Source organism: Aeromicrobium sp. PFPM2_SD2 (genome assembly GCF_057364525.1).
The window spans coordinates 1-5,560 of record NZ_JBNFNZ010000138.1; the positions used below are offsets into that span (position 1 = coordinate 1).

Sequence of the window (5,560 nt, forward strand, 5' to 3'; positions counted from 1 at the left end):
GACGCGGCCCAGTCCCAGGCGCGGAACGTCGCCGGCCGGTCCTCGGCCAGGCAGCCCAGCACCTGGCCGACGAGCACGGGCGTGGACGCGTCGAGGCCGCGCCAGCCGCGGTAGAGCTGCTCCATGCTGAGGACCCGCGCGTCCAGGCGCGGCGCGAAGGCGGCGGTGACGTCGGTCTTCCCGCTGCCGCTCGGACCGTCCACCGCGACCACCGTGGTGCTGCCGCAGCGGGGTCCGCGATGGTCCATCAGCACCGTGAGGGGAGCGGCGAGCTCCTCGTACCGTGGTGGTGCTGGGGGCACGTCGGGTCCTCTAGAGTGAGACGCCGGCTCGGCCGGCACCGGGATGTAGCGCAGCTTGGTAGCGCATCCGCTTTGGGAGCGGAGGGTCGCAGGTTCAAATCCTGTCATCCCGACCACGAGGCTCCGCCGTCCGGTGCGGGCGTCGCGCCCCCTCGCCGCGGAGTCCCTTCGACGAGCTCAGGGACCGAGGGTGCCTGCTCCTCGAACGACGCGCCTCCCTCCCCGAGGTTGTCGAGAGGAGACGTCGACAGGCTCAGGCCGCGCTAGGCGGGCACGAGCGGGCGCAGCTTCACGTGCCTGGCGTGGCGCAGGGGTCGCTGCTGTGGGTCGATGCGTGGTGGTGGGACGACCTCGACGACGCCGTCCTCGGCGAGGCGGGCGGACCAGTCGCTGTCGTGCAGCAGGTGGTGGTGGGCGAAGCAGAACAGCGCCCCGTTGTCGACGGATGTCTCACCGCCCTCGCTCCATGGTCTGAGGTGGTGGGCTTCGCACCAGGCGGGTGGTCGGTCGCAGCCCTTCCAGGAGCAGCCACCGTCACGCTTGGTCAAGGCGATGCGCTGGTTCCGGTCGTGGAGCCGGTCGGCACGGCCGAGGTCGAGCAGCTGGGAGTCGCCGCCGAAAACCATCGGCAGGATGTTCGCGTTGCAGGCCAGCCGGCGTGCCTGGCTGGCGCTGAGGTCGCATCCCGTGGAGAGCGTGGCCCGTGAGACCTGCTGCTGCAGGTCGTCGTAGTCGAGGTTGACCGTGACCGTGGCCATGAGGCCCCCCGCTTGCGGGAAACACTCGCTGGGCAGGTGCTCGATCAGCTCGCAGAACGCCTGGCCCATCCGCCGCGGGTGGTCGAGCCGGCCGATCTCGGTGTCGGAGTGATCGCCGTCCACGTCCCGGAACAGCGCATCGAGCCGCCGGGGTGCAGAGAGTCCTTCGAGGACGGTGCGCAGCATGTCGGCCTGCACGTCCGGAAGAGCGCCGCGCACCCAGGTCAGCCCGTCGCCGCGGGGCGTGAACGTCACGTGTGCCTCGGACCAGGCCTGCTTCTCCTGCCGTTCGAGCTGTTCCCCGATCACTTCGTCGGCGGCCAGGGGGTCCACGACCTCGACGACCCGGTTCGCCAGCCGGCGCAGGTCGTCGGCGGCGAACTCCTTCGCGTGGCCGAGCAACGTGGCCTCGGCGTCGTCGTGCTGCTCGGCCACGAACCACTCCGGCAACCGGTCCAGCGCGGTCAGGATGATCGCTGCCTGCTCGGTCGACACCTCACCGGACGCCCAAGCCTCCCGCGTCGCCAGACCACGCGTCGCGTCGAGACGCGAGAGCTTGACCAGCCTCGACGCCTCACGCCGGGCGATGCCGGTCGCGCTTGCCAGCCAGGCCACCGTGGAGGCGTTGCCATCCTCACGTGGGAGGGCGCGGTCCTCGGCGGCGCCGGTCAGACGAGTCACCAGTGACTGCAGACCGGAGATCGCCTGCTGCGACGCCGCCAGCACCTCACGGATCTCGGCATCGGTCAGCTGCCACAGCTCGAGCGCACGCGTGTCGTCCAGCAACCCCTTCAGCTGGTCGATCAGCATCCGAAACCCCCACGTCGAACGTTTGTTCTATCGTACCTCGCGCGTCCGACAAGAACCACCGAAATCCCCCGAAATCCAGGACTTTCCCGGACGGGACGCGCTCGTTCCTGCGCGCGCACGGAGCGGCCTCGGGCGAGCCGACGAACCAAGCCGCGCCCCCACTCTCCGTCGTCATCAGCCCCCTCGCGTGACCAACCACCCAAGGCCCGCCGACCAACTCACGGAGCAACCGCACCCGCGCTCCGCACCTCCCGCGGCGACCGTCCCCACCAGCGCCGGGCGCAGCGGGTCAGCGCCGACTGCTCGGACAGTCCCAGGGCCGCCGCGACCTGGGTCATCGGCATGTCGGTCGTCGTCAGGTAGGTCCGCGCCCGGTCGCGGCGCAGGCCGTCGAGGACGGCGGCGAACGTGGTGCCCTCCGCCTCGAGCCGGCGCTGCAGCGTGCGCGGGTGGACGGCCAGCACCGCCGCGACCGACCCGATCTCGGTGCTCGTCGTGCCCAGCGCCTGCTCCAGCGCCGAGCGCACGCGCGTCGTGGCGTCCGTGCCCGGGGCGTCGCCGTAGCGGGCCAGGTGCTCGAGCGCGAGGACGCGGACGGTCTGGTCGGCGTCGCCGAGCGGACGGTCCATGAGGCTCACCGGGACGCGCAGCAGGGCCTCGGGCGCGCCCGTGGTCACCGGCGCGCCGAAGAACTCCTCGTACCGCGCGAGCGGCGCCAGCGGGCGGTGCGGCACCTCCACGCCGCGCAGCCCGTAGCCACCGCCGTGCAGCCCGTAGCCACCGCCGTGCAGGGCGCGGATCGAGCGGTGGAGGAAGCCCAGCCCGACGTCGGCTCCCTGGCGGAAGACGTCGCCGGCCGGCGTCCCGTAGCGCAGGGCCACGACGCCCGCCGTCCCGTGCGGGTCGGGGACGGCCTCCAGGCTCAGGCCCCGTGCGTGGACGAACAGGTAGCGCGCGCAGCAGGCCAGCGCCTCGCCGAGCGTGGGGGAGTGCTGGATGGCCACCGCGAGCGGGCCCAGCATCGCCAGGTCCTGGCGCTCGGAGAGCCGCAGGCCGAGGTCGGGGAGGCCGAGCTCGGCGGCCGCGAGCTCGAGCACCCGGGCGAGCGCGAGGTCCTCGACCAGCAGCTCGTCGTCGTGCAGCGCCTCGACCGGGAGCCGGACGCGCCGGGCCATCGTCTCGGGGTCGCCGCCGTGCTCGCGGACCAGGCCGGCGAAGCCGCGCAGGCCGGCCGACCGGATGTACGCCATGTCGTCCAGGGTCAAGTAGTTGTCGCGCCAGGTCAAGTGTGCCGCGGACCGGTCGCTCATCCTGGAAGGCATGAGCGAGACCACGCAGCACGTCGACGTCGTCGTCGTCGGGGCCGGCCTGTCCGGCGTCGGCGCCGCCTACCGGCTCCAGACCCAGGCCCCGGGCAAGACCTACGCGATCCTCGAGGCGCGCGAGGCGATGGGCGGCACCTGGGACCTGTTCCGCTACCCGGGCGTCCGCTCGGACTCGGACATGTACACGCTCGGCTACGCCTTCAAGCCGTGGCGCGACGGCCGTTCGCTCGCCGACGGCGCGTCGATCCTGCAGTACATCCGCGACACCGCGGACGAGTTCGGCATCGCCGAGCGGATCCAGTACTCCAGCAAGGTGGTCGGGGCCGACTTCGACACCAGCACGTCGCGCTGGACGCTCATCATCGAGGACCCGCGCACCGGCGAGCGTCGCACGATGACCTGCGGCTTCCTCTACTCCTGCGCGGGCTACTACGACTACGAGCAGCCGCACGCCCCCGTCTTCGAGGGCGTCGACGACTTCGCGGGCGAGGTGCTGCACCCGCAGTTCTGGCCCGAGGACGTCGACCTGTCCGGCAAGCGCGTGGTCGTCATCGGCTCCGGCGCCACCGCGGTCACGCTCGTGCCCTCGATGCTCCAGGGCGAGAACGCCGCCGCGCACGTGACGATGCTCCAGCGCACCCCGACCTGGATCAGCGCCGTCCCGGCGACGGACAAGAACGCCGAGCGGCTCAAGAAGGCGCTGCCCCCGGCGCTCGCGCACCGCGCCGTCCGCGCCAAGAACATCGCCTTCAGCACGGCGTTCTACCAGTTCTGCCGACGCCGTCCGCAGACCGCGCGCAAGCTGCTGACCGGCCTGGCCACGAAGGTCGTCGGGGACGCGCAGACGGTCGCCGACCACTTCACCCCCACGTACGACCCGTGGGACCAGCGGCTGTGCGCCATCCCCAGCGGCGACCTGTTCCGGGCGGTCAAGGCCGGCGACGCGTCCGTCGTCACCGCGCACATCGACCGCTTCGTCCCCGAGGGCGTCCGCCTGACGACCGGCGAGGTGCTCGAGGCCGACGTCGTGGTCACCGCCACCGGGCTCAAGCTGCTCGCCTTCGGCGGCATCGAGCCGCACGTCGACGGCGTGCGCGTCCCGCTCGCCGACCAGTACGTCTGGAACGGCGCGATGATCACCGGCGTCCCGAACTTCGCCGTCTGCATCGGCTACACCAACGCGTCCTGGACGCTGCGGGCCGACCTGACCCACCGCCTGGTCACCAAGGTGCTGACCTGGATGGACCGCCGCGGGCACGCCGCCGTCGCGCCGCAGCCGGACGCATCGCTGGCCCCGCAGCCGCTGCTCGACCTGGCCGCCGGCTACGTCCAGCGGTCCATCGACGCGTTCCCGCGACAGGGCGACAAGTGGCCGTGGCAGGTGCGTCAGAACTACGTCCTGGACTCCGTGCACACGCTGCGCACCGACCTGGACCGGACGCTCGCGCCGGTCGCCCCGCGCACCCACGCGTCCGCCGAGCCCGTCGCGGCCGGCGCCTGACCCGAGAGGCCTGCCACGTCGCTCCCGCCCTTCGCCTTCGCCGGCGCCCACGTCGTGCTCACCGGTGCCGCCAGCGGCATGGGGGAGCAGATGGCGCTCCAGCTCGCCGACCGCGGCGCGCACCTCGTGCTCGTCGACCGTGACGCGACGCGGCTCGAGGACGTCGCCCGCCGCATCCGGACGCAGCACGCCGGGCTCGCCGTCCACACCGAGGTCGCCGACCTGGCCGACACCGGCTCGCTGGACGCGCTCGTGGCCCGGTCCTCGCGGCGTCCCCGTGGGTCGACCTGCTCGTCAACAACGCCGGCGTCGCGCTCGGCGGCGGCTTCCTGGACGTGACGAAGGAGGAGTTCGACTGGGTCATGGCGATCAACTTCCAGGCCCCCGTCGACCTCACCCGCGGACTCCTGCCCGCGCTCCTGCAGTCGCCCGGTGGTCACGTCGTCAACGTCTCCAGCCTCTTCGGGCTCATCGGCCCGGCCGGCCAGTCGGCCTACTCGTCGAGCAAGTACGCGATCCGCGGCTTCAGCGAGGTGCTGCGCCACGAGCTGGAGCCGCACGGCGTCGGCGTGACGACGGTGCACCCCGGCGGCATCCGGACCCGCATCGCCGAGACGGCCCGGGTCGCCGCGAGCGCCACCCCCGAGGAGGCCGAGCGCGGCAAGCGCGCCTTCGCCAAGCTGCTGACCTACCCGGCCGACAAGGCGGCGGCGCAGATCCTGCGCGGGGTCGAGCGGCGCAAGGGTCGCGTGCTCATCGCGTACTCGGCCGTCGTCCCGGACGTCCTGGCCGGCTCATGCCGGTGGGCTACGGGACGCGTGCTCGCCACGGTGGTCGGAGGCGCCGGCCGCGCGCGGGCGCCGG

6 protein-coding genes and 1 tRNA gene are annotated in these 5,560 nt (G+C 72.8%); 4 read left to right on the plus strand and 3 right to left on the minus strand.

The annotated features are described in order from the left end of the window. Positions 1 to 203 (minus strand): nucleoside/nucleotide kinase family protein (locus tag AC2W7G_RS08230; RefSeq protein ID WP_485868004.1); only part of this gene is annotated, 203 nt, incomplete at its 3' end. Between the two features lie 138 nt (positions 204 to 341). Between AC2W7G_RS08230 and AC2W7G_RS08235 the strand changes: the two genes are divergently transcribed. Next, positions 342 to 418: transfer RNA gene (locus AC2W7G_RS08235), tRNA-Pro, on the plus strand. 147 nt (positions 419 to 565) lie between these two features. Here AC2W7G_RS08235 and AC2W7G_RS08240 read toward each other — a convergent pair. Both AC2W7G_RS08240 and AC2W7G_RS08245 read right to left on the minus strand, forming a co-directional pair. Next, positions 566 to 1,870, minus strand: coding sequence for an HNH endonuclease signature motif containing protein (locus AC2W7G_RS08240; protein ID WP_485868005.1), 1,305 nt, complete (start codon positions 1,868 to 1,870; stop codon positions 566 to 568). A 218-nt stretch (positions 1,871 to 2,088) separates the two neighbouring features. After that, positions 2,089 to 3,120 (minus strand): AraC family transcriptional regulator, encoded by a 1,032-nt coding sequence (locus AC2W7G_RS08245; RefSeq protein WP_485868006.1) that lies wholly within the window; start codon positions 3,118 to 3,120, stop codon positions 2,089 to 2,091. Positions 3,121 to 3,190: 70 nt separating this feature from the next. Between AC2W7G_RS08245 and AC2W7G_RS08250 the strand changes: the two genes are divergently transcribed. From AC2W7G_RS08250 to AC2W7G_RS08260, 3 genes are all read left to right on the plus strand, one after another. Next, entirely contained in the window at positions 3,191 to 4,696 is a 1,506-nt protein-coding gene (locus tag AC2W7G_RS08250; RefSeq protein WP_485868007.1) for a flavin-containing monooxygenase, read from the plus strand. A 54-nt stretch (positions 4,697 to 4,750) separates the two neighbouring features. Beyond that, positions 4,751 to 5,035: an SDR family NAD(P)-dependent oxidoreductase gene (locus AC2W7G_RS08255; RefSeq protein WP_485868008.1), complete on the plus strand. Its 285-nt coding sequence runs from the start codon at positions 4,751 to 4,753 to the stop codon at positions 5,033 to 5,035. Further along, positions 5,032 to 5,560 (plus strand): SDR family NAD(P)-dependent oxidoreductase (locus AC2W7G_RS08260; protein ID WP_485868009.1); only part of this gene is annotated, 529 nt, incomplete at its 3' end. The genes AC2W7G_RS08255 and AC2W7G_RS08260, both read left to right, overlap by 4 nt.

What these genes read in the sequence shown, in the direction of transcription:
- AC2W7G_RS08240 (WP_485868005.1), bottom strand. Translation starts at nt 1,870, where the DNA reads ATGCTGATCGACCAGCTGAAGGGGTTGCTGGACGACACGCGTGCGCTC.
- AC2W7G_RS08245 (WP_485868006.1), bottom strand. Translation starts at nt 3,120, where the DNA reads ATGGCGTACATCCGGTCGGCCGGCCTGCGCGGCTTCGCCGGCCTGGTC.
- AC2W7G_RS08250 (WP_485868007.1), top strand. Translation starts at nt 3,191, where the DNA reads ATGAGCGAGACCACGCAGCACGTCGACGTCGTCGTCGTCGGGGCCGGC.